Annotated in this window: 23 protein-coding genes; 11 read left to right on the forward strand and 12 right to left on the reverse strand. The window is 66.0% G+C overall.

Annotation, left to right across the window (positions count from 1 at the left end; genetic code table 11):
* Window positions 1-234: 234 nt before the first annotated feature.
* Window positions 235-825 (reverse strand): hypothetical protein, encoded by a 591-nt coding sequence (locus AAF604_14805; protein MEM7050936.1) that lies wholly within the window; start codon window positions 823-825, stop codon window positions 235-237.
* A gap of 371 nt (window positions 826-1196) precedes the next feature.
* Between AAF604_14805 and AAF604_14810 the strand changes: the two genes are divergently transcribed.
* The 10 genes from AAF604_14810 (at window position 1197) to atpC (ending at window position 9096) form a co-directional block, all read left to right on the forward strand.
* Window positions 1197-1475 (forward strand): AtpZ/AtpI family protein, encoded by a 279-nt coding sequence (locus AAF604_14810; protein MEM7050937.1) that lies wholly within the window; start codon window positions 1197-1199, stop codon window positions 1473-1475.
* A gap of 143 nt (window positions 1476-1618) precedes the next feature.
* Window positions 1619-1867, forward strand: a complete 249-nt coding sequence (locus tag AAF604_14815) for a hypothetical protein (protein MEM7050938.1) — start codon at window positions 1619-1621, stop codon at window positions 1865-1867.
* A 93-nt stretch (window positions 1868-1960) separates the two neighbouring features.
* Window positions 1961-2860, forward strand: a complete 900-nt coding sequence (atpB, locus tag AAF604_14820; GenBank protein ID MEM7050939.1) for a F0F1 ATP synthase subunit A — start codon at window positions 1961-1963, stop codon at window positions 2858-2860.
* A 224-nt stretch (window positions 2861-3084) separates the two neighbouring features.
* Entirely contained in the window at window positions 3085-3306 is a 222-nt protein-coding gene (gene atpE / locus AAF604_14825; protein ID MEM7050940.1) for an ATP synthase F0 subunit C, read from the forward strand.
* A 97-nt stretch (window positions 3307-3403) separates the two neighbouring features.
* Window positions 3404-3952 carry a F0F1 ATP synthase subunit B gene (atpF, locus tag AAF604_14830; GenBank protein ID MEM7050941.1) on the forward strand — a complete coding sequence of 183 codons (549 nt, stop codon included), beginning with the start codon at window positions 3404-3406 and terminating at the stop codon, window positions 3950-3952.
* Window positions 3953-3969: 17 nt separating this feature from the next.
* Window positions 3970-4563 carry an ATP synthase F1 subunit delta gene (atpH, locus tag AAF604_14835; protein MEM7050942.1) on the forward strand — a complete coding sequence of 198 codons (594 nt, stop codon included), beginning with the start codon at window positions 3970-3972 and terminating at the stop codon, window positions 4561-4563.
* Between the two features lie 12 nt (window positions 4564-4575).
* The gene (atpA, locus tag AAF604_14840) at window positions 4576-6306 is read left to right on the forward strand and encodes a F0F1 ATP synthase subunit alpha (GenBank protein MEM7050943.1); all 1731 of its coding nucleotides are present in this window, start codon (window positions 4576-4578) and stop codon (window positions 6304-6306) included.
* 3 nt (window positions 6307-6309) lie between these two features.
* Entirely contained in the window at window positions 6310-7188 is an 879-nt protein-coding gene (gene atpG / locus AAF604_14845; GenBank protein MEM7050944.1) for an ATP synthase F1 subunit gamma, read from the forward strand.
* A 71-nt stretch (window positions 7189-7259) separates the two neighbouring features.
* Window positions 7260-8702 (forward strand): F0F1 ATP synthase subunit beta, encoded by a 1443-nt coding sequence (atpD, locus tag AAF604_14850; protein ID MEM7050945.1) that lies wholly within the window; start codon window positions 7260-7262, stop codon window positions 8700-8702.
* A 1-nt stretch (window position 8703) separates the two neighbouring features.
* Entirely contained in the window at window positions 8704-9096 is a 393-nt protein-coding gene (gene atpC, locus AAF604_14855) for an ATP synthase F1 subunit epsilon (GenBank protein MEM7050946.1), read from the forward strand.
* An 82-nt stretch (window positions 9097-9178) separates the two neighbouring features.
* Here the strand turns inward: atpC and AAF604_14860 are convergent, their stop codons facing one another.
* The 11 genes from AAF604_14860 to AAF604_14910 form a co-directional block, all read right to left on the reverse strand.
* On the reverse strand, window positions 9179-11104 hold the full coding sequence (locus tag AAF604_14860) for a hypothetical protein (protein ID MEM7050947.1): 1926 nt from the start codon (window positions 11102-11104) through the stop codon (window positions 9179-9181).
* A 176-nt stretch (window positions 11105-11280) separates the two neighbouring features.
* Entirely contained in the window at window positions 11281-12987 is a 1707-nt protein-coding gene (locus tag AAF604_14865; protein ID MEM7050948.1) for a Na(+)/H(+) antiporter subunit D, read from the reverse strand.
* Window positions 12977-13237 carry a hypothetical protein gene (locus AAF604_14870; GenBank protein ID MEM7050949.1) on the reverse strand — a complete coding sequence of 87 codons (261 nt, stop codon included), beginning with the start codon at window positions 13235-13237 and terminating at the stop codon, window positions 12977-12979. Before AAF604_14870 ends, AAF604_14865 begins: the two co-directional genes overlap by 11 nt.
* A gap of 2 nt (window positions 13238-13239) precedes the next feature.
* Entirely contained in the window at window positions 13240-14721 is a 1482-nt protein-coding gene (locus AAF604_14875; GenBank protein ID MEM7050950.1) for a monovalent cation/H+ antiporter subunit D family protein, read from the reverse strand.
* On the reverse strand, window positions 14718-16196 hold the full coding sequence (locus tag AAF604_14880; GenBank protein MEM7050951.1) for a monovalent cation/H+ antiporter subunit D family protein: 1479 nt from the start codon (window positions 16194-16196) through the stop codon (window positions 14718-14720). The genes AAF604_14875 and AAF604_14880 overlap by 4 nt, the downstream gene beginning before the upstream one ends.
* Window positions 16193-16543, reverse strand: coding sequence for a cation:proton antiporter subunit C (locus AAF604_14885; GenBank protein ID MEM7050952.1), 351 nt, complete (start codon window positions 16541-16543; stop codon window positions 16193-16195). The genes AAF604_14880 and AAF604_14885 overlap by 4 nt, the downstream gene beginning before the upstream one ends.
* Window positions 16540-17019: a Na(+)/H(+) antiporter subunit B gene (locus AAF604_14890; protein ID MEM7050953.1), complete on the reverse strand. Its 480-nt coding sequence runs from the start codon at window positions 17017-17019 to the stop codon at window positions 16540-16542. Before AAF604_14890 ends, AAF604_14885 begins: the two co-directional genes overlap by 4 nt.
* Entirely contained in the window at window positions 17016-17543 is a 528-nt protein-coding gene (locus tag AAF604_14895) for a DUF4040 domain-containing protein (protein ID MEM7050954.1), read from the reverse strand. Before AAF604_14895 ends, AAF604_14890 begins: the two co-directional genes overlap by 4 nt.
* Before the next feature lie 20 nt (window positions 17544-17563).
* Window positions 17564-17902 carry a monovalent cation/H(+) antiporter subunit G gene (mnhG, locus tag AAF604_14900; protein MEM7050955.1) on the reverse strand — a complete coding sequence of 113 codons (339 nt, stop codon included), beginning with the start codon at window positions 17900-17902 and terminating at the stop codon, window positions 17564-17566.
* The gene (locus tag AAF604_14905) at window positions 17902-18174 is read right to left on the reverse strand and encodes a monovalent cation/H+ antiporter complex subunit F (protein ID MEM7050956.1); all 273 of its coding nucleotides are present in this window, start codon (window positions 18172-18174) and stop codon (window positions 17902-17904) included. Before AAF604_14905 ends, mnhG begins: the two co-directional genes overlap by 1 nt.
* Window positions 18174-18671: a Na+/H+ antiporter subunit E gene (locus AAF604_14910; protein ID MEM7050957.1), complete on the reverse strand. Its 498-nt coding sequence runs from the start codon at window positions 18669-18671 to the stop codon at window positions 18174-18176. The genes AAF604_14905 and AAF604_14910 overlap by 1 nt, the downstream gene beginning before the upstream one ends.
* Before the next feature lie 334 nt (window positions 18672-19005).
* On the opposite strand from AAF604_14910, the gene AAF604_14915 reads away from it, so the two are divergent.
* Complete coding sequence (locus tag AAF604_14915; protein ID MEM7050958.1) at window positions 19006-22554, forward strand: C25 family cysteine peptidase; 3549 nt, start codon at window positions 19006-19008, stop codon at window positions 22552-22554.
* Window positions 22555-22556: the final 2 nt, after the last annotated feature.

The raw sequence follows: 22556 nt of genomic DNA on the forward strand, positions 1-22556 counted from the left end.
CGCCGCCTCGCCCCTCGGGCTCGGAAGCTCTTGAAGACCAAAGATGCTCCCAGTCAAGACTTTTTCAGCGCTGCTAGCCGTTTTTTCCGAGAGGGGCGGCGCGCCCCTGACTACGCGTCCCGCTCCGGCCCAAGACGCGCGGTTCTTGGGCCTCCTCTCCCGTCGCGGCGGCTGCGCCGCCGCCGGGCCCGTACGGGCCCGGGAGCAGGTTGCCGATGAGTTTTCAGCAACCTGCTAGCTCGTTCGCACCGACCAGGCCATCCAGAGGTTGGCGACGAGGGTGCCGGCAGCGAAGATGTGGAGCGACCAGCCGGACGGCCAGAGGGCGGCGAAGCCTGCCGCCTGGTAGATCAGGCCGTAGGTTCTGAAAGCCGTCACCGACAGCCCGCCGATGCCGTAGAAGGAGTGGCCCAGCAAGAGCAGCCAGAGTGCCGGGACGGCCCAGGCCAGGCCCGACCAGAGGAGCAGCGCCGAGAGGGCGGCGGCCACCAGGGAGATATTGCCCTGCAGCCGAAAGACCCAGGCCGACAGGCTGCGATGCTTTCCCTGACGCGGCGCCCGCGGAAAGATCAGGAGCCCTTCGACGGCGCCCCCCAGGAGAACCGCCAGGGACCACAGCAGAAGTGGTCCCGAGACCCCGAAGCCGCGCTGGGCGGTCGGGGTCAGCAAGGCCGCCGCCGGCAGCAGGACGGACCAGGCAAGCCAGTTGAACGGGCTGCGCAAGTAGGGCTCGCTGGCTTCCTCGAAGCGGGCTTGCACCCGTTCGAGAGAATCGTCCGTCGAGGTGCCGGTGAAGACCGGGTCGTAAGCGGAGGCTGGTCGCATCGGTCGGGCTCTCCAGGGGGGTGAAGGGGGCTGCGGAGATCATACGTGGACAGCGGTCACTGCGTCCTTCCCAGGGGGTCCGAAAGGGCTCGGGAATCCCTATTCCGAGGCTCTGAAAAGGTCGGGTTGACCCCCCTGTGGAGCGGTGATAGGTTCCTTTTGCCGGTCCGAGTGCGGGTGGTGCTTCGCCATCGGTCTCGGAACTCCCCGGAATCAGAAATCAGCCGACCTGTCGCGGGTACACAAGCTTAGAGATCGAATCGGACCAGAGGAATCTCTGGCCTCGCTTCGTCCGCTCCGGGTCCGCCGCGACGGCAGGCTGTTGATCATTGAGGACTCGGGTCATGGCGAGAAGAGGCCCCGCCAAGGGAATGCGATTTCTCGGGGTCGGCTTCGAGCTCGCCGCGTCGGTGGCCGGGCTGACGTTGCTCGGTTACTGGATTGATCGTCACTTCGGCAGCGAGCCCTGGGGGTTGCTGATCGGCTTGACGATGGGTCTGGTCGGAGGTCTTTACAACATGGTGCGCGGGACCCTGGCCGCGGTTCGCCAGCAGCAGCTTCCAGAGCTCGAAGGTAAGCCTGAGAGCGTCGAAGCCGAGTCGGAGAGCGAGGTCCAGGAAGTCACCGCGCGGCACGAGGTGGATCCTTGACGGGCACGCCTGCGGGCGCCGGGTTCGGCCGCTTCGCGTTGTTGGCTGGCGCTGTCGCCGCATTGTTGGCGGCGCTCGGCTGGGTTCCGGCGGGCCGCTTCACCGGCGTGACTGGATCATGGGCCTGGGTGGCGGCCTGCGGGGTGAGCTGGGTTGCCTCCCTGGTCGGCGCGCTGCCGTTGATCATTGGCGTCAAGGCGGGCGAGCCGATGGTCAGCCGGGCCCTGGCGGCGACCGGTTTGCGGCTCATCACCACGGTGATGCTCGGCTTGGCGGTGGGACTGACCGGTCCTTTCGAGCCGCGCACCCTGCTGGTGGGCTTGGCGGCGAGCTATGTGCTGTTGCTGGCCGTTGACACGTGGTTCGCCGTCGGTCGGGCCAAGGTGGTTTAGGTCGCCGTGAGCAAGCGCTTCGGTGGCCCCGGAGACAGCCCTCCGGTTTGAACGATTTCGCATCGCGGACTCCGCGGAAAGGCGAACGAGCTCATGAAGTTGAGCCTTGCGAAGTTTGGATTCTTGAAGCTCGGAATGGCGGATCCGGTCGACCACGTCGTACAGCATCCGTTGATCACGCGTGATGCCGACCTCGGCCTGTTGACTCCAGCCGGCAAGCTGACCGTGCTGAGCGATCAGATCGTGGTCATGATTCTGGCGGCCTTGATTCTGATGATCTTCCTACCCCTGATGGTGCGCAAGCGCCGCGGTAGCGACGAGATCGGCCGCCTGGTGCCGAGCGGTGGCGCCAACTTCGTCGAGACCCTTTGCGAGTACCTGCGCAAGGACATGGCGGAGCCCAACCTGCAACACCACACGGATCGCTTCATCAAGTTCATCTGGACGGTGTTCTTCTTCATCTTGACGATGAACCTGCTCGGGTTGCTGCCGATCGCGGCGATTTCGACGGGGCTCTTCGGAGTCCACATCGGGGGCACGCCAACGGCCAACATCTGGGTCACCGCGACGCTCGCCCTGATCACCCTCACCATGTTGATCGTCAACGGTCTGCGCCTCGGCGGGATGGAGTACTTGGCGCACTTCAATCCCGGCCCGTGGTGGCTGGCGCCGTTGCTGGTGCCGATCGAGGTCGCCGGGTTGGTCGCCAAGGCCGCTTCGCTGGCGATTCGATTGTTCGCCAACATGATGGCCGGGCACATCCTGCTGGCGGTGCTCCTCGGCTTCATCTTGACCGTCGGTTCGGTTGTCGGCAGCGGCGCCGGATTCGCCATCTCGGTGCCGGTGGTGCTGGGCAGCGTGGCGGTCAATCTGCTCGAAATCTTCGTCGCCTTTCTTCAGGCTTACATCTTTACTTTCCTGACGACCCTGTTCCTCGGCATGTCGGTGATCTTCCATCACGGCGAGGACCATGGGGAGGCGCACGCTCACTAGTTGAAAGAAAACTCCGTCGTGGCTCGCCGTGCACGGTTGCCGGGGGCCGACGACGAACAGGACTCGCGGATCGGCGGAGGGGTTGGTCGGCGAGAGAAAAAGAAAGGAATTTTGGAGAGATGAGCAAGACTTCTGCAAAGGTCATGTTGGGTCTGATCGTCGCTGGGATGGCCCTGATGTTCGTGCCGGTCCTCGCCGCGCAGCCGGCCGAGGCCAGCGAGGCGATGGGCTTCGGTTTGCGCAAGCTGGGCGGCGCCATCGGCGCCGGCCTGGCCGTGATCGGCGCCGGTCTCGGCATCGGTCGTATCGGTGGTGGTGCGGTCGAGGCCATTGCCCGTCAGCCGGAGGCGACGGGTCAGGTCCAGACCGCCATGATCATCAGCGCGGCCCTCATCGAGGGCGCCGCCCTCTTCGGTGTGATCGTCGGTCTGCTCGCCGTTCTCTAAGGTGATGGTTTCCGGCGGGCGTCGCCCCGCGGCCGTCCGCCGGAATCCGAAGACCAAGAAAAGGCAAGGTGCTATGCGCAAGCTAAGCCTCGTTTTGATGCTTCTCCTGCTCGCCGTCCCGGCCTTCGCCGCCGGTGGCGAAGGCGAAGGCAGTCTGTTCTCCGGTGATCTCGGGAACATGATCTGGACCCTGGTCATCTTCTTGGCGCTGTTGGTGTTTCTCGGGCGTTTCGCCTGGGGTCCCATCCTCAGCGGCCTGCAGAGTCGCGAAGAGTTCATCCACGACTCCCTCGCCAAGGCCAAGGAAGAGCGTGACCAGGCGACGGCCCGCCTCGCCGAGTACGAGGAGAAGTTGGCCGCTGCTCGCCAAGAAGTCGACGCCATGATCGAGGAAGCTCGACGCGACGCCGCCGTGCTGCGGCAGCGTGAAGAGGAGCGGGCCAAGGAAGAGGCCGAGAAGATGCTCGATCGGGCGCGCCGCGAGATCTCCATCGCCAGCGACACGGCGGTCAAGGATCTCTACTCTCGGGCGACCGACCTGTCGGTGGACGCCGCTTCGAGGATTCTCAAGCGGGAGCTCTCGGCGGGTGATCACGAGCGCCTGATCGCGGAGTCGATCGCCTCGATCGACAAGATGAACAACTGACGGCGCCGAGGGGAACCATGTCGAGCTTCAGTGACGAGATGATCGCCATCGCCCGGGTCTACAGCTCTGCCATGTTGGATCTCGCTCAGCAAAAGGGTGAGGCCGACAGCCTGCTGCAGGAGCTGCAGTCCCTGGCTGCCCTGGTCGAGACGGATGATGCCTTCCGCGACTTCCTCTCGAGCCCGTTGGTCGATGCCGACAAGCGTCGCGACAGCCTCGACAAGATGTTTCGCGGCCGCGCCAGCGATCTGTTGGTGGACGCTCTCCAGGTGCTCAATCGGAAGGGCCGCATCGGCCTGTTGCCGGCGGTGGCGGCGACCTTCCAGGAAGAGCATCTGCGGCAGGCCAATCGGGTCGAGGCGCGAGTCACTTCGGCGATTCCCCTGAACGACGATCAGCGCCAGCGCTTGGTCAGCAGCATCGAGGCCAAGACCGGTCGTCAGGCGACCTTGATCGAGGCCGTCGACGCCGACTTGCTCGGCGGCATGATCGTCCAGATCGGGGACCAGAAATCCGACTCGAGCGTCGCCACCCAGCTCGCGAACTTGAGCGAAAAGCTACTGACGCGTGCTTCCCGCCAGATCCAGAGCGGCGCGCACGTCGAGAACTGAGGAACTGAAGAGATGAAGTTCAAAGTCGACGAAATCACCTCCGTCATCGCGGAGGAGATTCAGCAGTATCGCGGCGAGGCGGATCTCGCCGAGGTCGGCAAGGTGCTCGAGGTCGGTGACGGCATCGCGCGAGTTTACGGCCTTGCCAACGCCATGGCCGGCGAGCGACTGGTGTTCGAGAACGGCGCCTCCGGTCAGGTCTTCAACCTGGAAGAGGGCTCCGTCGGTGTGGTCATCCTGGGCGACTACCTGGGGATTCGCGAGGGCGACGAGGTGCGGCGTACCGGCGAGCTGTTGAGCGTGCCGGTGGGTGCCGCCATGGTCGGCCGAGTGGTCAACCCCCTCGGTCAGCCCCTCGATGGTCTGGGCGTCATCGAGACCCCGGATCGCCGGCCCCTCGAGTTCAAGGCGCCGGGTATCGCCGAGCGTCAGCCGGTGACCGAGCCGATGCAGACCGGCATCAAGGCGATCGACTCGATGATCCCGATCGGTCGCGGCCAGCGCGAGCTGATCATCGGTGACCGCAAGACCGGTAAGACGGCGATCGCCATCGACTCGATCATCAACCAGAAGGGCTCGGGCGTGATCTGCGTCTACGTCGCCGTCGGTCAGAAGGACTCGACCGTCGCCGGCGTCGTCGATCGCCTGCGCGAGGCCGGCGCAATGGACTACACCATCGTGGTCGCTGCCTCCGCTTCCGATCCGGCGCCTCTGCAGTACATCGCCCCGTACGCCGGTGCGGCGATGGCCGAGTACTTCATGTACCTGCAGGGCAAGGCCACGCTGTGTGTCTACGACGACCTTTCGAAGCAGGCCCAGGCCTACCGGCAGCTCTCGCTTCTGCTGCGTCGTCCGCCCGGCCGCGAGGCTTACCCGGGTGACGTCTTCTACCTCCACTCCCGCCTCCTCGAGCGCTCCGTCAAGCTGCGCGACGAGTACGCGGTGGTGCCCAAGGACACGGCGGAAGATTCGATCGACCGCTCCGTTGCCCTCAAGCATCCGGAGGGTCTGAACGCGCCGGAGGACCATCGTCCCGACGACGCCGAAGGCCTTTTCCACCGTCACGAAGGCGCCGAGCGTATCGAGGCCTGGTACAACAGCCTCGACAACAAGGACGACTACCGCATCCACCGCTTCCCGGACACCGGCGGCTCGATGACCGCCCTGCCGGTGATCGAGACCCTCGAGGGCGAGGTTTCGGCCTACATTCCGACCAACGTGATCTCGATCACCGACGGTCAGATCTACCTCGAGCCGGACCTCTTCTTCGCCGGTGTGCGGCCGGCCGTCAACGTCGGCATCAGCGTCTCCCGAGTGGGCGGCAACGCCCAGCGTAAGGCGATGAAGAAGATCGCCGGCTCGCTGCGTCTCGACCTGGCTTCGTTCCGCGCCCTTGAGGCCTTCGCCCAGCTCGGCACCGACCTCGACGACGTGTCGCAGCGTCAGCTCGACCGCGGTCGCCGCATGACCGAGCTGTTGAAGCAGCCCCAGTACGTGCCCTACAACGTCAACGATCAGATCTTGAGCATCTTCGCCGGAACCCAGGGCTTCCTCGACGACCTGCCGGTCGACCAGGTGCTCGAGTTCGAAGAGAAGCTGATCAAGACCTTCCGCGACGAGTACCCGGAGGTGATCGACGAGCTCGATGCCAAGGGCGCCATCTCGGACGAGCTCGACGGCACCATTCGCCAGGTCATCGAAGGCTGCAAGGCGACCTTCCTCGACGAGAAGCAAGGGAACTAACCCATGGCCAACCGCCGCGCCATCGTCAAGCGCCGTAAAGCGGTGCGCAACATCAAGAAGATCACGCGCACCATGCAGTTGATCGCCACCGCCCGGTTCCAGTCGGCGATGAATCGGGCGACGGCGACGCGGCCTTACACCGACAAGCTCGCCGAGCTGATCGCCGATCTTTCGGGGGTCACCGGGGACTTCGAGCACCCGCTGATGCGGAGCAGCGATTCCCCGGACTCGGCGCTGGTGGTGTTGAGCAGCAACCGCGGTCTGTGCGGTGGCTACAACGCCAACGTGCTGCGGACGGCGACGGCCCACATCGATGCCCAGAAGAAAGCCGGCCTCGCCACCGAAGTCCACATGGTGGGCCGCAAGGGGTCCGGCGCCTTCAAGTTCAGCCGTCGCGAGATGGCGCGGGAGATCTTCGACATCGAGGATCAGCCGCGCTTCGACCAGGTCGAGCCGATCGCTCAAGGCCTGATCGACGACTTCGTGAGCGGACGCTTGGGCTCGGTGTATGTCGCCTACATGCGTTTCTACTCGGCGGGCAGGCAGGTGCCGGAGATCTTCCAGCTCTTGCCCCTGAAGCGCGAGGAGTCGGCGGAGGCGGAAGCCACCGGCGACGCGGCGCAGGGAGTCTACGAGATTCAGCCTTCGGCCGAGGAGCTGCTCGACCGGCTGCTGCCGGCGACGGTCCGCATGCGCCTCTTCCAGAGCTTCAACGATGCCGCGGTCAGCGAGCAGATCGCTCGTATGGCCGCCATGAAGGCCGCCACCGAAGCGGCCGAGGAGATGATCGGCAACCTCACCCGGCAGTACAACCGGGCGCGGCAGAGTCAGATCACCCTGGAACTGCTCGATATCGTCGGTGGAGCCAACGCCCTGGCGTGATCTTGCGCGCCAGACCATGAGCCCAATTGCCGACCTGACGACTTTTTTCTGAAGATACGAGGAATCGTCCCATGGCAGAGACCAATATCGGAACGGTGACACAGGTCATCGGATCCACCCTCGATGCGCAGTTTCCGGAAGACCGGATGCCCGCCATCTACAACGCCTTGAAAGTGCCGGTGGAGCGCACCGTGCTCGGCGAGACGACTACCGAAACGCTGTGGTGCGAGGTCGCCCAGCACCTCGGCGGTGGCCGCGTGCGTGCCGTCTCCTTGGGGTCGACGGACGGCCTCAAGCGTGGAGCCGAGATCACCGACTCGGGGGCGCCGGTGAGCGTTCCCGTCGGCGAGGAAACCCTCGGCCGGGTGTTCAACATGGTCGGCGAGACCATCGACGGCCGCGGCCCCCTGGCCGAGACCGAGCGCCGCGCCATCCACCAGCCGACGCCGAACCTGTCGGACGTCTCCGCGAAGACCGAGCTGTTCGAAACCGGCATCAAGGTGGTCGACCTGCTCTGCCCCCTGGTGCGTGGCGGTAAGGCCGGTCTGTTCGGCGGTGCCGGCGTTGGCAAGACGGTCATCATTCAGGAGCTGATCGCTCGCCTCGCCCGCTTCCACAGCGGCTACTCCTGCTTCGCCGGCGTCGGTGAGCGGACTCGCGAGGGCAACGACCTCTGGCTCGAGATGCAGGAAGCCAAGATCGGTGACACCGGCAAGCGCGTGCTCGATCAGACGGTGATGGTCTTCGGTCAGATGAACGAGCCCCCCGGCGCCCGTCTGCGCGTGGCGCTGTCGGCCTTGACCATGGCGGAGCACTTCCGCGACCAGACCGGTGCCGACACCCTGCTCTTCGTCGACAACATCTTCCGCTTCTCGCAGGCCGGCTCGGAGGTCTCCGCGCTGCTCGGCCGGATGCCTTCGGCGGTGGGTTACCAGCCCACCCTGACCACCGAGATGGGTGAGCTCCAGGAGCGCATCACCTCGACCAGCGCTGGCGCTGTGACCAGTATTCAGGCGATCTACGTGCCGGCCGATGACTACACCGACCCGGCGCCGGCGTCTGCCTTCACCCACCTCGACTCGACCGTCAACCTCGAGCGCTCGATCGCCGAGAAGGGCATCTACCCCGCCGTCGACCCGCTCGCCTCGAGCAGCCGGATCGTGTCGCCGGAGGTGCTCGGTGAGCGTCACTACGCCGTCGCCCGTCGGGTGCAGCAGATCCTGCAGCGCTACAAGGACCTGCAGGACATCATCGCCATTCTCGGCGTCGACGAGCTCTCCGAGGACGACAAGGTGGTGGTTGCCCGGGCGCGCCGCATCGAGCGCTTCCTGTCGCAGGCCTTCTTCGTCGCCGAGCAGTTCATCGGTATCCCGGGCGTCTACGTCAAGCCGGAAGACACCATTCGCTCCTTCGAGGAGCTCTGCGACGGCAAGTGGGATCACCTGCCGGAGGCGGCCTTCATGTACGTCGGCACGATCGAAGACGCGGCCAAGAAGGCCGAGGAGATGAAGTAAGGTGGCCAAGAGCTTCCAGGTCAGCGTCGTGACCCCCGAGGGCGCCGCCCTCGAGGTCGAAGCGACGGCGGCCATCTTTCCCGCCCACGACGGTGAGGTGGGAATCCTGCCCAACCACGCCCCGCTGCTGTCGATGGTGGGGATCGGGTTGCTGCGGGTGACTACCGCCGGCGGCGGTAGCGAGCGCCTCTATGTCGATGGCGGCTTCGCGCAGGTGGGAGACAACAAGCTGGTCCTGCTCACCGAGCAGGCCCGGGCCCTCGACGAGCTCGACCCGGCGGAAGCCGCCAAGCTCGCCGCCGAGCACGGTGGTCTCACCGTCGGCGACGAAGCCGTCCGCCTGCGCGACGAGGCCGCCCAGCGCGCCCGGGTGCAGAAGCGCCTCGGTCAGTAGCGGCTCAGCACTCCGAAGTTCGTTGGATCAACGGCGCTCCGCGCAAGCGGGGCGCCGTTTTCTCGTTTCAGCGGCTGATCTCCTACCAGCCGAGGCTATCCAGCAGGGCGTGGAAGTAGGCATCGTAGCCTTCGATGCGGGGATGCAGAGAGTTGGCCTGGGCCTCGAGCTGCCAGATGTTGACGCCGATGTTGTTCAGGAACGAGTTCCGCGCGTCGCAGAGACCGTGGCCACGGAACAAAGGCCGTACGTCTTGGAACCAGAGGTCGATCCAAGAATAGGAGGCGGCATCGGCCACGGCCGCCTGAAGGGCATCGATGGCGAGGTTGCTCTGGCCATCGAGAAAGTCGGCCTCCGTGACCGAGATCGACAGCATGCCGCGGCAATGCCGACGGTCCGACGGCCCGTCGCTGTTGTTTCCGGGGCCGAAGGTGTCTCGAAAGACCGGCTGGAAAGGAGTCGGGTAGCCGAGCACTCGAATCGTGGCGTCCGGCACGTCGCGGGCGATTTCGCGAAGGTAGTGGACATACTCACTGTACAGCTCCGCGATGTTTTCGATTTGGTTTCCTCGGATCACGAGCGGATGGGCACAGTCGTACCAGAAGCAATCCTGCATGAGCTCGGGCCACGAAAGATCTCGCCAGGTTCGGAGGTCGTTACCACCAAAGGTGAAAACGATGATGGTGTTTTCGCCCGTCCCGAGGTCGAGCTCTTCGGCCATGATCCGATGCCACTGATCCTGTAGATCCGGATTCGATCGATAGACCTCCGCTCCAGCGCAGGCCGCGAAAACGTACCTCACCTGCCGACCGGTGGTTTGCTCGATGTGCTCGGCCAGTCGAAATCCCGGCGTCACCTGGATGTTGCTGTACTCAGGGTCGTTGCAGTGCCCTTGCCCGCTTGGCGGAGCGGGAACTCGGTCATCGAGGGTTCCGAGGCCTGCACTGTAGGAATCGCCTAGCTGGATGACCCGAATGATCTCCTCCGGTGATGGCGACCTGCTGCCGGCGACGGAGATGCCGGCGGCGTGCGGCTCACCCTCGCCACAGCCGCCGAAGATCGGTAGGTTCTCCCACTCGAGGTCGATGCCGCTCCGAATCTCGTGTTGAACGATACTCTCCACCATCCACCATTCGAGATCGCAGAGCCAAGCGCGATAGTCGCTGTCCTCGTCGAAGGGCGCGTCGTCGATTTCTTCGAAGTAGTCCTCGAGGATTGATGTCAGCTCCTGGATCCTGCCGCTGATCTCCTGCACGGCGAGGGGTAAACCGGTCGGGAACTCGAACCAGGCGTCGTCTCGATAGGTCTCGACCGCCTCGAGATCGGAAACTTTGCCCAAGAGGGCGTCCAGCAGGCTATCCGAGCGATCGAACCAGGTTTGCGCTTCGGAGTGCCTTTGATGGGCGGTTGCGACGGTCGCAAGAACCGGATGCTCGCTCGGAGCTGAGAGGCGAATGGTTTCGAGGGTGTCGAGAATCGCCGGATGAGCGATGAGATCCTCGAGCTCTGAGCTGCCCGGAGCGAGGGAGTCGTAGACCTCCTGCGCAATGTCGAGGTGCTCCTCTCGGGCGGCCTCGAAGTCACCGATGAGGGAGTGAACCAGATCGAGCATCTCGACCTCTGCCAGATAGCGGGCTTCGTCTTCTGCATCTGCAATCGCGGATTCGACCATTGACTCCCAGTCCGAGTCGTCGACCCAAGGGTTACCGTCATGGATGTCGACATCATCCAGCCAGCGGACGAAGAATTCCTGCGGATGGACTTCCTCAGCGGCTTCGTTTTCGCGGTCTTTCTTGCGCGGTTTGTCGAACAGATCCGTGAACCAGAACCAGACGTCGTCGAGACCTCTCCCAATGTCTCGACAGACTCCTTTGAACCAGTTCGAGGATCCATGCACTGCTTCGCAGCCCTCCGGTTGGGCATAGCTCTTCGATTCGAAGGCGGCATTGGCCCCGACGCAAACCAAGCACAACAGGATCACTCTGAAATGGTGTCTCAGTCTCCGCATCCCATCCTCCTCGCGGTCGACGCCTCCCACGGGCATCGCGAATGGCTGGTTGATCGAGCCGAGGTCCGGTCGATCGACTGTGAGTAGAAGCGTCTCTACTCGGCGGAGGGGAGAAAAGCGGGGAACGCGTCAGAATCCGCTACGAAACGGACGGCGGAGGAGGCGGAAGGCTCCCCTTACAGGTAGTAACTCACCAAACAAACCGCCAGCAGCACCGTCGCCCACAGCACCATGCCGCGGGTGGACCAGGTGCGGCCGAGGAGGCCTTTGGGGTTGAAGGCGCGCTCGCTCCTGCCGAGGAAGCTGCTGAGGGCGCCGAGGAAGGCGGCGCGCACGCCGCGGTCGACGGTGCGACCGGTGCGGTAGGCCCAGCCGATGGCGGTGGGGGCGGCTTTGCGGTAGAGCCAGTCGGTGTCGAGGACGGTCGAGCGCAGCTCCGGCGGATAGAGACCGGTGCGATTGAGCACGGTGAAGGCCAGGGCCGAGAACAGCAGGAGCTGGATCTGGGTGATGACGTGGGAGGTGGTGTATGGCTGGTAGTCCACCGGATAGGGCAGCAGCGGGTAGAGGAGCTGGTGCGGGAAGACGCCGATGGCGATGCAGGCGGCGGCGGTCAGGCCCATCGCCCACAGCATGTTGCGCGGCGCCTCCTCGACCCGCTTGCCGGAGTCGTGGCCGAAGAAGGCGAAGTAGGGGATCTTGATTCCCGAGTGGTGGAAGACGCCGGCCGAGGCGAAGAGCAGGATCAGGTAGATGACGGTGCGGTGCTGCTCGGCGGCCTCGGTGAGGATCAGGGACTTGGCGACGAAGCCCGAGAACAGCGGAAAGGCCGAGATCGAAGCCGCGCCGACGATGCAGAAACCGGTGGTCCAGGGCATCGATTTGTAGAGGCCGCCGAGGTCCGAGCCGTTGGCGGTGCCGGTGCGTAGCAGCACGGCGCCCATCGACATGAAGAGCAGCGCCTTGTAGAGGATGTGGACGAAGGCGTGGGCGGCGGTGCCGTCGAGGGACATCTGGGTGCCCAGGCCGATACCCACCACCATGAAGCCGAGCTGGTTGTTGAGGCTGTAGGCGAGCACCCGCCGGAGGTCGTTTTCGATCACCGCGAAGAAGATCGGGAAGGCGGTCATGGCGGCGCCGATGGGGATCAGGATCTCGGTGCCGGCGAAGCCGCGGGCCAGCGCGTAGATCGCCAGCTTGGTGGTGAAGGAGGAAAGGAAGACGGTGCCGGTGACGGTGGCTTCCGGGTAGGCGTCCTGCAGCCAGTTGTGGAGGAACGGGAAGGCCGCCTTGATGCCGAAGGCGAGGAAGATCAGCTTGCCGCCGGTGGATTCCAAGCCGATGGCGCCGAAGTCGAGGCTGCCGGTGGCGTGGAGATGGAACAGCACTCCCGACAGCAGCACCACGCCGGAGCCCACCTGGATCACCAGATAGCGCATGCCGGCATGGAAGGCGCGCTCGGTCTTGCGCGCCCAGATCAGGAACACCGACGACAGGGCGGTGAGCTCCCAGTAGACGAACAGGGTCACCAGGTCGCCGGCGAAGACGGCGCCGATGGCGGCGCCGGCGTAGACCAGTGCCGAGGCGTGCTGCAGCGTGTCCTTGACGTGGAAGGCGTAGAGGGCGCTGACGAAGGCGGCGATGTGGAAAACATAGCCCCACACCAGGCTCAGGCGGTCGATGCGAACGGGGGTCAGCTCGTAGTCGAAGATCTGGGCCTGGACGAGCGTACCGTCGGGGAAGAACTGCAGGAGCTGCCAGGCGCTGGCGAGGGGTAGCGCCACCAGGGCGATGCGCTGCAGGCGGCCGCGCAGCAGGGTGAGGAGCAGACCGCCGAAGATCAGGAGCAGGCCCGGAGGCAGGCTGGCGAGACTAGCGGTCATAGTAGTCGTCCCGCCGCATCAGCAGCTTGCGCAGGGCCTTGGCCGCGAACACCAGACCCACCGAGCCGAGAAAACCGAGGAAACCGAAGAAGCCGATCCAGCCCTCGAAGGCGAAGTGCGGGTGCTTGTCGTAGAACAGATCCGCCAGCACCAGCAGAGCGCAGACGATGTAGAGACCGTAGACGATCTTGTCGACGTTCTTGGGGTCGTCGACCCAGCGGGGCCGTTCGTTCGCTTGCGGGTTGGCCATGGTCAGGATCCAGCCGTTGAGATTTGGGCGATTGGCTCGAGGAGCCGGTAGAGGTCCTCGGCATAGATGAACAGCGCCACGCAGGCGAGGGCGGTGAGCACCGGCGGCCCGACGCAGAGCAGAGGCTCACGGCGGCGGGGATGCTGCTCCAGGTCCTGCTTGGAGGAGGGGCTGAAAAAGGCCCGCGCCGGAATCGGCATCAGGTAGAGGATGTTGAGCAGCGAGCTCACCATCAGGACCGCCACCAGGGCGATCTGCTCGGCCTCGAGGGCACCGAGGGCGAGGTACCACTTGCTCCAGGACCCGCCCAGGGGGGGCACGCCGATGACGCTGAAGGCGCCGAGGGTGAAGGCGCCGAAGGTCCAGGGCATGACTCGGCCGAGGCCGTTCATATCCGAGATCTCGGTCTTGTGGGTCGCGACATAGATGGCGCCGGCGCAGAAGAACAGGGTGATCTTGCCGAAGGCGTGCATCGCGATGTGCATGCCGCCGCCGATCACTCCCCAGGCGTTGGCGAGCAACGCGCCGAGGACGATGTAGGAGAGCTGGCTGACGGTCGAGTAGGCCAGGCGAGCCTTGAGGTTGTCCTTGGTCATCGCCACCAGGGAGGCGATCAGGATGGTGCCGGCGGCGACCCAGGTCAGGGCGGTGGCAATCCCCGTCGAGGTGAGGAGCTCGAGGCCGAAGAGATAGACGATCACCTTCAGCACCGTGAACACGCCGACTTTGACCACCGCCACGGCGTGGAGCAGGGCGCTCACCGGAGTCGGCGCCACCATCGCCGCCGGCAACCAGCGATGGAAGGGCATGACGGCGGCTTTGCCGGTGCCGAAGATGAAAAGGGCGAGGAGCACCGTCAGCATCGCCGGATCGGCCTTGCCGGCGAGGATGCCGCCGGGGCGAAAGTCGAGGGTGCCGGCGAGGTGCCAGGTCCACACCACGGCGAGCAGCAGGAAGCAGATCGAGGTCGACAGCAGGACTCCGAGGTAGACCCTGCCGCCGCGGCGCGCCTTGCTGGTGCCGTGGTGAGTGACCAACGGGTAGGTGGAAAGGGTCATGACCTCGTAGAAGAGAAACAAGGTCAGCATGTTGGCCGCCATGGCGGCGCCGAGGGCGGCGAAAATGGCGACCGCAAAGCAGGCGAAGAACCGGCTTTGGTTCTCTTCTCGATGGCCGCGCATGTAGCCGATCGAGTAGAGCGTGGTGACGATCCACAGGCTCGACGCGACCAGGGCGAAGAGCATGCCGAGGGGCTCGAGCTCGAAGGCGATGCCGAGCCCGGGCAGCATCTCGAAGAGCACGTAGGCGGGGCGTTCGCCGGCGGCGACGCGCGGTGCCAAATAGGCCGTGACCGCCAGCAGGCCGCTACCGCAGAGCAGGCTGAAGAGCTCGCGCAAATTGGGCCGCCGGTGGAGCAGGGCGGCGAAGACGGCGGCGATGGCGGGCAGCGCCAGGGCCAGCAGAATGGCGGTGCCGGGGCTCATGGCATTCCCTGGAGCAGGGCCTCGGCGGCCTGGCGAGCGAGATCCGCCGAGAAGGTGGCGCGAAATCCGAAGTAGAGGCTGGCGCCGATCAACAGCCAGGTCGGCAGCAGGAGCACGGCCGGGGCTTCGACCGCCTGGCTGGTGCGGGTTTGCGGCAACCGGAAGTAAGCCACCTCGATCACCTTCCAGATGTAGATCACCGCCAGCAGGGAGCTCAGCAGGATGGCGAGGGCCAGCGGCCAAGCGCCGGCGCCGAGGGCGGCTTCGAGCAGGTACCACTTGCTGACGAAGCCGGCGGTGCCGGGAACGCCGATCAAACCGAGACCGCCGAGCACCCAGGCGAAGGTGGTCCAGGGCATGCGTCGTCCGATGCCCTCGAGGTTCGCCAGGGAGGTGCGGCCGATGCGGTACACCAGGCAGCCGACGGCGAGGAACATGCCGCCCTTGGTGAGGGCATGGTTGAACAGGTGGGCGATGGAGGCGGTCAGCCCTTCGACGGAAGCGAAGCTGGCGCCGAGGGTCATGTAACCCACCTGGGCGACGCTCGAGTAGGCGAGCAGACGCTTGAGATCGGTCTGATAGATGGCCGCCGCCGAGGCCAGGAACATCGCCGCCAGCGACAGCGGAATCAGGAAGCGCTCGATATGCAGGTTGGCGAAGGCGAACTCGACGCCGTAGATGGTGAAGACGAAGCGCAGCAGGATGTAGACGGAGACCTTGGTCGAGGTGGCGGCGATGAACGCCGAAACCGTCGAAGGGGCATGGGCATAGGCGTCGGGCAGCCACTGGTGGAGCGGAAAGAGGGCCATCTTGAGGCCGATGCCGACGGTCAGAAAGGCGAAGGCCACGCGCACCGTGCGGAGGGCCTCGCGGTCGGCGATGCGCTGCACCATGTCGGCCATGTTGAGGGTGCCGGTCATCTGGTACATCAGCCCGACGCCGATCAGAATGAAGGTGGCACCGATGGTGCCCATGATCAGGTAGCGGAAAGCCGCGGTGAGCGCCTGCCGGTTGCGCCCCAGGGAGATCAGGCCGTAGGACGACAGAGACGAGACCTCGAGGAAGACGAAGAGGTTGAAGAGATCGCCGGTGATGGTGATGCCGAGCAGGCCGGTGAGGCACAGCAGGTAGAGGGTGTAGAAGAAGTGCAGGCGGTCGGCGGGAATCTCGGCGGTGAGGCTCTTCGGCGCATAGGTCAGCACCAGGGCGCCGATGCCGGAGACGAACAGCAGGACGAAGGCGCTGAGCAGGTCGACCCGGTACTCGATGCCCCAGGGGGCGCTCCAGGCGCCCATCTCGTAGACCACCACACCCTCCGCCAGCACCCGCTGCAGCAGCCCGATGGCGACGGCGAAGGAGCCCCAGCAGGCGGCGAGGGCGAGGGCGGTGACGGGCACCCGCCGGCGCAGCAGCACGCACAGGGGAGCCGCCAGCAGAGGCAGCAGGACCTGCAGGACCGGGAGCTGATCGATCAACGGCCGAGGTCCTTGTCCTGGATCTCGTCCTCCTCGAGGGTGCCGTAGGCTTCTCGAATGCGCACGATGAGTGCCAGGGCGACGGAAGTGGTGGCGACGCCGACGACGATCGCCGTCAGGATCAGCACGCTGGGCAGCGGGTTCGAGTAGATCTCGAAACCGTCCGCCAGGATCGGTGCGGTGCCGCCCTGCACCTTGCCCATGGTGATGTAGAGCAAGAAGACGGAGGTCTGGAAGATGTTCAGGCCGATGACCTTCTTGACCAGGTTGGTGCGCGCGATGACGGTGTAGAAACCGGCCATCATCAGCACGATCACGACCCAGTAGTTGAACAGGCCGAGAATCACGAGGCTTCCTCGAGCTCGGTCTCGTCCGCTTCGGCTGCTTCCTCGAGCTCCACCGGTTCCGGGCGGCGGCCGGCGAAGGAGTAGAAGATCGCCAGCATCACCGAGGCGACGGTGATGCCGACCCCGAGCTCGATCAGGAGCAGGCCGACGTGCTGGCCGTGGATGGGGTCGTGGCTGTCGAGGCGGTTGTAGTCGAGGAAGTTGCCGCCCAGCAGCATGGTGACCACGCCGGTGCCGGCGAACACCAGCACGCCGAGGGCGACCAGCGATTCGACCAGCGCCATCGGGGTGATGCGCTTGGCGGCGCCGAGGCCGAAGATCAAGGCGTAGAGGATGAAGCCGGCGGCGAAGATGACGCCGGCCTGGAAACCACCGCCGGGGCCGTAGTCGCCATGGAATTGCACATAGAGGGCGAACAGCAGGATGTACGGAATCGCCAGGGTCGAGACGACCCGCAGAATGGAGGCTCGCCTCATGGCTCCTCCAGCTCACTGCGGCGGCCCCGTAACAGCACCAGCACGACGATGCCGGCGGTGAACACCACCACCGTTTCGCCGAGGGTGTCGAAGCCGCGATAGCTGCCGAGGACGGCGGTGACGACGTTGGGGACGTCGATGTCTTCGACCGAGCGCTCGACGTAGGAAGGCGCCGGATAGGTCTGGATGGGCGCCGCCGGATCTCCGAAGTGCGGCATGTCGAGGGTGCCGTAGATCAAGGCGGCGCCGGTCAGGGTGACCACCACCAGGGGCAGCAGCGGCGAGCGTCTCGGAGCGCGCTCTCGGCGGCTGGTCAGGGAGAGGGTGCCGAGCATCAGCACGGTCGAGATGCCGGCGCCGACGGCGGCCTCCGTGAAGGCGACATCGGGGGCGTCGAGGAGCAGCATCCAGCTGGCGCTGAGGAAGCTGTAGATGCCGGTCAACATCACCGCCGCCCACAGCCCCCGCAGGCGCACGATGATGATCGCCGTCGCCACCAGCAGGGCCAGCAGCAAGACGTCCACCCACTGGCTCGCGACCGGGCTCAGCTCAAGGATGAGGCATCCTCCTCGGGCGCGACCACCTGCGGCGCCACCCCTTCGGCGAGGGCGGCGCGGGTGAGGGCGTGGCAGGCGGTGGGGCTGGTGACCAAGAGGAAGAACAGGATCAGCAGCAGCTTGAGGGTGACCAGGGAGAGGCCCGCTTCGATCATCAAGCCGCTGATCACCAGGGTCGCTCCCATGGTGTCGGTGATGCCGGCGCCGTGGGTGCGGCTGAAGAAGTCGGGCAGGCGGATGACGCCGATACCGCCGACCACCACGAAGAAGGCGCCGGCCAGGAGGAAGCCGGCGACCACCAGGTCCAGGATCAGCCCGAGGCTCATCAACGGCTCTCCTCGTCACCCAGGAAGAAGCCGTGGCGCGCGAAGCGCAGCACGGCGACGACGCCGATGAAGTTGATCAAGGCGTAGACCATGGCGAGGTCGAGAAAATCCGGTCGGCCGGAGGCGAAGCTGAGCACGGCGATCAGCAGCACCGTCTTGGTGCCGAACATGTTGAGGGCCAGGATGCGGTCGAACACGGTGGGGCCGAGGGCCGCACGGACCAGGGCCATCACCATCGTCACCACCAAGCCGGCGAGGGCGGCGAGATAGATCAACGCTGGACCTCGGGACCGCTCTGCCCTTCGATCACCCGCGCCACCTTCTTGTTCATGCGGGCGCGGCCGAGAGCTTCGACGTTCTCGCGGGTGAGGGCGTGCACCAGGATGTCGTCGCCATCCATGTCGGCGGTGACGGTCCCCGGCGTCAGGGTCAGCGAGTTGGCAAAGATCACCCGTCCGAGGTCGGTCTTCTGTCGCGCCTTGACGCGCACCATCTGAGGTTTGATCGGCAGCGACGGTGCCAGGATGCGACGGCTGATGTCGATGTTGGTGCGCGCAATGCGTCGGAACAGCCAGGGCAGGTAGACCACCAGCCGGGGCACCAGGACGAGGAGCTGCCCTTCTTCGTCGTCGGTCTCCATGCGGTGCGACAGGACGGTGATCGCCAGGACCGACAGCGCTCCGAGGGTCAGCAGCAGGGGCGTGTAGTGGCCCGACCAGAGGAGCCAAATGGCCAGCAAGGTGGCGGCCAGCAGGAGGGCGTTCTTCACCCCCGGCTCCCGCAGGCGAGAGCTTCCCTCTGCAGACCCCGGGAGCTGGCTGCCGAGGCTCTCACGGCATCCCGGCCAGGCGGGCCGGAACGCTGCCGGTTCAGTGCGAGCATGGGCCGAAAATTTACCACAGGGCGCCTCGACCATCGGGTCCCTCGAAATCCATCAGGGCCGCTTCAAAACTCGCAGAGATGCTGTCGTATCGCGGATGCCGGCGATCCTTCCGTCACTCCGCAGGTGGCTTTCGTGAGAATTTTAGATATAGTTGTAATTTGCGCTGTTGTCTTGTCGTCGTCTGGTTCGCCTGGACTCTCCAATGGGAAGTGAGGTTGAGATGTCGGAGATCAAGCGGCGTTCGGTCCCACGCGGCCCCGTCAAGGGTCATTTGCTGTCTTTGGTGATGGGTCTTCTGGTGGCGACGCCGGTCTTCGGGGTCGCCATCGAGGTGGCCACCTTCGCGTTGCCGGCAACCAACGCGGGCAGCGGTTTTCGCACCGTGCCCTTCAATTCGACGGTGTTCCAGGAAAACGGCGTGACGCCGCTGGTCTTCGTCATTCCGACCAACGCCGGCGGCCACCCCTGCAACTTCCGCCTGGCGGCCGTGCGCCAGGACGGCTTCGACATCGCCTGCGTCGAGCCACCGGGACACAACGGCCCCCACACCAACCTCGATCTGCACTACATCGCCATCGAGCCCGGGGTGCACAGCATTCCGGCGACCGTCGGCGGTAGCGCCACCACGGTGACCATGGCGGCCGGCTCGGTGGCCACCACGGCGGTGCAGCACGGCTGCGCGACGGCGGCGGCCTGTGGCACCGAAGGCGCGGCATCGATCACCTTTGGCACCACCTTCGGCGCTGCCCCGAGCCTCCTGTTGCGCATCCAGGGCTTGGCGAGCGAGAGCGGAACGCCGCCGGGTACGGTCTCGACCCCCTTCCTCACGGCGACGGTGGTCGAGGACGGCGCCGGTGCTCCGATCATCTCCACCAGCGGGGCCGACGTTGCCCTCGAGCGCAGTGAAGTGCAGCAGGGCACGGTGAGCGCCGAGACCATCGGCTGGTTGGCGGTGGCGCCGACGGCTGGCTGCACGACCCTCGACTTCAGCAGCTTCGGTGGCCCGGTGGCGGTGCCCTTCGAAGCGATCAATACGGGCGAAGTGATCGATGGCTGGACCGACGGCTGCAACGCCGGTGAGGGAGCCACCTTCTCGGCCGGCTGCTTCGCCGCCACCCCGGTGGTGGTGGCGACCAAACGGACGCGCAACGAGGACGACGGCGGCTGGCTGCGTCGTTGCACCGCCGGCTTCGACACCAGCGCCGTGCGCTTCACCGTCGACGAAGACAACAACACCGGTGCCGGCAACGAAGGCGACGGCGAGCGTAGCCACGTCGACGAAGCCGCCAGCGTGCTGGCCTTCGGGCTCAACTTCTCGACCCCGGTGAGCCTGGCGTCCTTCGCCAGCGAGGCGACTCCCGAGGGCGTGCTGTTCCGCTGGACCACGGCGACGGAGGTCGGCACCGTCGGCTTCCACCTGCGCGAGAAGACCGCCGAGGGCTGGCGCCCCTTGACCCAGAAGTTGATTCCGAGCCGGGTGGTCGATTCGGTGGCGTTGCAGACCTATGAGGTCGAGGTCGTCGGCGCTCAGGGGCGCGAGTTTCGCCTCGAGGATTACGACACCCGGTCCCGGAAACGGGTCCACGGTCCCTTCGAGCTCGGTCGAAAGTATGGCCGCGCGATCACCCCGAAGGTGATCGACTGGGCGGCCGTTCGCCGGGCTGAAGAGCAGCGGCGAGCCCGGCGCCAGGCCGAAGTGCGCCAGCGGGGCGTCGAGCGTGCCGCCCTGCGGATTCGCGACACCGGCTTCTATCGCGTTTCCTACGAGGAGTTGCGCCAGGCTGGCCTCGATCTTTCGGGTGTGCCGGCGAAAAGCCTGGCCCTGACCTCGCGGGGCATCCCCCGATCGCGCCGTGTGCTCTTGGCGCCGGGGGCGGTGGCCTTCGGTCCGGGGGCGGAGATCGAGTTCTACGGCGAAGCGATCACCGACTCCCTCTACACCCGGACCAACGTCTTCTACCTCGAGGTCGACCCGGCGCAGGCCCGAGCGATGGTGCAGGCCAAGGGCTTCGAGCCCGCGGCGCCGCTGGTCTCGACCTATCTCGCCCGCCTCGTGGTCGAGGAGGATCGTGCCTACAGCTTTGCCTCACCCCTCGACGACCCTTGGTACGACCGCCGGCTGCTGGCCCAGACCGAGCCGCTGGTCACGGACTTCGAGCTGCCGGTCGAAGACCTCGTCTCCGAGGGCGCCGGGGCACGCCTCGACGTGCGCCTGTGGGGTGGCACGGACTTTCCGGTGGCTCCGGATCACCGGGTCGAAATCTCGCTCAACGGAGAGCTCTTGTGGAGTGCCGCCTTTGATGGCCTGGCAGTGGTCGAGCCGTCCCTCGCCCTGCCGGCGGGCCTGCTGCGCGAGGGCGTCAATCGACTGACCCTCACCCTGCCCGGCGACACCGGGGTGCCCTTCGATCTGGTGCACCTCGAGTCCTATGCCCTGACCTATCCGCGGCATCTCCAGGCGCGCGGCGACGCGCTGCGGTTCACCGCCGCCGGTGGTCGTTTCCGGGTGGCCGGTTGGCGCACGCCGCCGGCGGCGGCCTACCGGCTCGAGGGTCGCCATCCTCGCCGGCCGGTGCGCTTGCCGTTCACGGTGGCGGCCGGTGACGGCTCCCTGGAGGTCACCATTCCCGGTCGTCGCGAGCAGCAGTTCGAGTATCACTTGCTGACCGGTGAGGCCTTTCGGCGGGTCGACTCGGTGGCGCCGGCTCCGCGGCCGGACCTTCCCCAGGGACATTCGCGCTTGACCATCATCGGTCATGCCAGTCTGCTGCCGGAGCTCGACCCGCTGGTGGCGGCTCGCCAGGCCGAGGGTTATTCGGTGTCGCGGGTCGACGTGGCGGATCTCTACGCGGCCTACACCCACGGCATCGTCGACCCCGACGCCATTCGGTCCTATCTCCGGGAGGCCGTCGCCGACCGCGGGACGGAGTTCGTGCTCCTCGCCGGGGGCGACAGCTACGACTACCTGGATCACAGCGGCCTCGGCTCCTTGAGCTTCGTGCCGACCATCTACACCGCGACCGATGAGCTGATTCGCTTCAGTCCGTCGGACGCCCTCCTGGGGGACGTCGATGGCGATGGCTTCCCGGACCTGGCGATCGGGCGGCTGCCGGCGCGTACGCCGGAGGAGCTGCGAGCGATGGTTCGCAAGACCTTGGACTTCGGCTGGCAGGGACCGCGTCGAACGGCCCTCTTCGCCGCCGATGACGCTGAGGCGATGACCTCCTTCGCGGCGATCAGCGACCGGCTACTGGCCGGGGCTCTGCCGCCGGACTGGCGGGCCGAGACCGTCTACCTCGACGATCTGGCGATCGACGCGGCGCGCCATGCGCTTCTCGCCGGGCTCGATCGCGCTCCGGCGCTGGCCAGCTTCATCGGCCACTCGGGCCCCACCGTGTGGACCTTCGATGGGCTGTTCTCGGCGGCCGACGTGGCCGGTCTCTCCAACCCTGCTCCGATGGTCTTGACCCAGTGGGGCTGTTGGAACACCTACTTCGTGGCCCCCGCTTACGACACCCTGGCCCACGCCCTGCTGCTCGATCCCGAGCACGGAGCGGCGGCGGTGCTCGGCGCCTCGACCCTGACCACCGTCGAGTCCGAGCGGCTGCTGGCGCAGCAGGCGTTCGGCCGCATGCTGACCCCTGGGGAAGCCCTCGGGCGAGCGTTGCAGCAAGCCAAGGAAGAGCTGCGTCGGAGTCACCCGGAGCGCCTCGACGTGCTCCTCGGTTGGACCTTGCTGGGTGACCCGACGCTGGTGCTGAATCCCTGACC

The sequence above is a fragment of the Acidobacteriota bacterium genome (assembly GCA_039028635.1).
Taxonomy (GTDB): domain Bacteria; phylum Acidobacteriota; class Thermoanaerobaculia; order Multivoradales; family JBCCEF01; genus JBCCEF01.

Bases quoted from the DNA above. Each gene is read 5' to 3' on its own strand.
- AAF604_14805 (MEM7050936.1), bottom strand. From the start codon at position 825: ATGCGACCAGCCTCCGCTTACGACCCGGTCTTCACCGGCACCTCGACG.
- AAF604_14810 (MEM7050937.1), top strand. From the start codon at position 1,197: ATGCGATTTCTCGGGGTCGGCTTCGAGCTCGCCGCGTCGGTGGCCGGG.
- atpB (MEM7050939.1), top strand. From the start codon at position 1,961: ATGAAGTTGAGCCTTGCGAAGTTTGGATTCTTGAAGCTCGGAATGGCG.
- atpE (MEM7050940.1), top strand. From the start codon at position 3,085: ATGGGCTTCGGTTTGCGCAAGCTGGGCGGCGCCATCGGCGCCGGCCTG.
- atpF (MEM7050941.1), top strand. From the start codon at position 3,404: ATGCTTCTCCTGCTCGCCGTCCCGGCCTTCGCCGCCGGTGGCGAAGGC.
- atpH (MEM7050942.1), top strand. From the start codon at position 3,970: ATGTCGAGCTTCAGTGACGAGATGATCGCCATCGCCCGGGTCTACAGC.
- atpA (MEM7050943.1), top strand. From the start codon at position 4,576: ATGAAGTTCAAAGTCGACGAAATCACCTCCGTCATCGCGGAGGAGATT.
- atpG (MEM7050944.1), top strand. From the start codon at position 6,310: ATGGCCAACCGCCGCGCCATCGTCAAGCGCCGTAAAGCGGTGCGCAAC.
- atpD (MEM7050945.1), top strand. From the start codon at position 7,260: ATGGCAGAGACCAATATCGGAACGGTGACACAGGTCATCGGATCCACC.
- AAF604_14860 (MEM7050947.1), bottom strand. From the start codon at position 11,104: ATGCGGAGACTGAGACACCATTTCAGAGTGATCCTGTTGTGCTTGGTT.
- AAF604_14865 (MEM7050948.1), bottom strand. From the start codon at position 12,987: ATGACCGCTAGTCTCGCCAGCCTGCCTCCGGGCCTGCTCCTGATCTTC.
- AAF604_14870 (MEM7050949.1), bottom strand. From the start codon at position 13,237: ATGGCCAACCCGCAAGCGAACGAACGGCCCCGCTGGGTCGACGACCCC.
- AAF604_14875 (MEM7050950.1), bottom strand. From the start codon at position 14,721: ATGAGCCCCGGCACCGCCATTCTGCTGGCCCTGGCGCTGCCCGCCATC.
- AAF604_14890 (MEM7050953.1), bottom strand. From the start codon at position 17,019: ATGAGGCGAGCCTCCATTCTGCGGGTCGTCTCGACCCTGGCGATTCCG.
- mnhG (MEM7050955.1), bottom strand. From the start codon at position 17,902: ATGAGCCTCGGGCTGATCCTGGACCTGGTGGTCGCCGGCTTCCTCCTG.
- AAF604_14915 (MEM7050958.1), top strand. From the start codon at position 19,006: ATGTCGGAGATCAAGCGGCGTTCGGTCCCACGCGGCCCCGTCAAGGGT.